Here is a 2,454-nt window from a genome sequence, read left to right on the forward strand (position 1 = left end):
CCGCGCCCGCGCCGGTCCGCGTACAGCCCGATGAGCAGCGCGCCCAGCGGGCGGGCGACGGCGCCGAGCCCGAAGACCAGCAGGCTTTGCGCCAGGCGGGAAAAATCATCCGTGGCCCGGAAGATGGATGCCGCGATATAGGGCGCGAACAGCGCATAGACCGCGAAATCGTACCATTCCAGAAGATTGCCGACGCAGGCGGAAAAAATCAGAAACCCCGAGCGGCGCATCAGAAATTCGCGCTGATCGTGCCGAAGAACTGGCGCGGCGCCCCCATCAGGAAATAATTATATCCCGTATTGACGAAATTGTTTCCGAGTTCGTTGGTGGTGGCGATGTAGGTCTTGTTGGCGAGGTTGTAGATGTTGAAGCTGGCGGTGACCCCGCGCAGCACGCCGGCATCGCCGAAATTGTAGCGCATGCCGAAATTCGCCAGGAAATAGCCGGGAACATGCAGGTCGTTGGTGTAGGTGAGCTGGCGGCTGGAGATGTAGTTGCCGTCGACATGCACGTCGAACTTGCGCCACTGGTAGGTGATGTTTCCCTTGTACATGTAGGACGGATAGTTCGGCACCAGCTTGCCGCGGGTGGGTTCGACGCCCGACGCGGTGACGACGTCCTGGTCGTAGGTCGAGTGGGCGTAGGAGAAGGAATTATAGAGCGACAGGCCCGGCAGCGGGCGGATCGTCATGCTGGCCTCGGCGCCGTTGGTGGTGACGCCGCCCACGTTCTGCACCGCCGTGATGGGGTTGATGCCGGCCTGGCTGGTGATGAGCTGCAGCCGGTTGGAGAAATTCACGCGGTAGAGCGAGGCGAGCGCGCTGAGGAACGGGCTGGTATAGCGGTAGCCGCCTTCGTACACCCAGTCGGTTTCGGGGCGCAGGGTGTTCCTGGTTTTCTGGAACGCGGCCTGCGACGCGGTCCAGGGGGTGGCGGACACGTTGGTGCCGAACCCGTCCTGGGGGAAGGCGCGCATATTGTGCGACACGTCGAAGAACAGTTCGTGATGCGGCAGGAAATGCCAGTTGGCCGAGACCTGCGGCAGGAAGGCGTTGGAGGCCGTCAGGTCGCCCTGGGCGACGAGGCCGCCATTGAGGGCCGCGTCCTGCACCGGCACCCGGTTGCCGGCCCAGACGGCCATGGATTTGAAGCCGGCATTCACGGTGAGTTGCCTGGTGACCGTGAACGTGTCCTGCAGGTGGAAGACGAAGCTGTTGGACGTGAAGACTTCCTGCCAGGCATTGGCGAAGATCTGGTCGGCGGGGAAGCCGTCGGTCGGGTTGCCCAGCGTCCCCTGCCCCAGCAGCGGCGCCTGGGTGAAATAGCGGCCTTCGGTGAAGCGTCCATATTCGTACCACACGCCGGCATTGAGCTTGTGGCGCGCGAGCGTCCAGGTCGCGGCGCTTTCGAACCCGCCGCGGGCGATGCCCGGCGTCTGGATGCGTTGCGACAGCGGCGCGCCGTTCGGCGAGGGCATGTAGGGCGTGGACCAGGTGCTGTAGCCGGAATCGCCATGGCCGTAGAGCGTGGTCTTCCAGTTCAGGTCGGAGGTCAGGTTTTCGTCCAGCGTGAGGCCGCCGAGATAATCCACCCGGTTGGCGGTGCCCGCGTAATAGACGGCGTCGAACGGGTCGTTCGTGGCGCGCAAGGCCTGCGGATAGTGGCCGAGGGCGGCCTGGTACGCGGCCGTGTAGTCGGGATAGTAGTTCGCGAGGTTCGGACCGACCGTGCGCAGGTAATTGGGGGTCATGTCCTGGTAGTCGAATTGCTGGATCGAACTCCAGTCGAAGAACAGCTTGAGCGACGAGTCGCGCGGCAGCGGCTGCACCAGCTTGGCGTTCACCTGGTCGGAATAATCGTAGCCGTGGCCCTTCCACAGATCCATGTCGGTACGGGCATAGGCGACGAAGAAGCGGGTGCCGGACGGGTTGAGATCGCCGCTGTCCAGGCGCACGAAGGTGCGCGTGGCGGCGTTGCTGCCGAAGGTCTGGCCGACCGTGCCGCCGCGCGTGTGCGACGGGTCGATGGAATGGATCTGGATCGCGCCGCCGAGATTGCTGGTGGAGGCGACGTCGATCGCGCCCGCGCCCTGGGAGACGTCGACGCCGCTGACATTGTCGGAAATGATGGCACGCGTGACGGAGAGGCCGTTGTAATTGTTGAATTGCTGGTCGCCGAGCGGGATGTCGTCCAGCGTGAAGCCGAGCTGGCTCTGGTTGAAGCCGCGCATGAAGAGCTGGCTGGAATATTCGTAGGCGCCGAACGGATCGGCGGATTGGTAGAACACGCCCGGCAACTGGCTGAGCACCTTGAGCGGCGAGGTGCCGGGCACGCTCTGCCGCATCATCGTGCGGGTGACGCTGGTCATCTGCCGGGTCGAGCCATGGCCGAACACGGCGATGGATTCGGCCTGTGGCGCCGGTTGGGCGGCGGGCGTCGCGCGCGCGCCGCGCG

At 64.5% G+C, this 2,454-nt stretch carries 1 protein-coding gene and 1 pseudogene; both read right to left on the reverse strand.

Features of this window, described 5'->3' with window-relative positions; genetic code table 11:
* Positions 1-230 (reverse strand): annotated as a pseudogene (locus HUK84_RS14935) (MFS transporter); the annotation flags it as partial.
* Positions 230-2,454 (reverse strand): TonB-dependent receptor (locus HUK84_RS14940; protein WP_176640990.1); only part of this gene is annotated, 2,225 nt, incomplete at its 5' end. The gene HUK84_RS14940 and the pseudogene HUK84_RS14935, both read right to left, overlap by 1 nt.

This window comes from Nguyenibacter vanlangensis (genome assembly GCF_013376155.1).
Lineage (GTDB): Bacteria > Pseudomonadota > Alphaproteobacteria > Acetobacterales > Acetobacteraceae > Gluconacetobacter > Gluconacetobacter vanlangensis.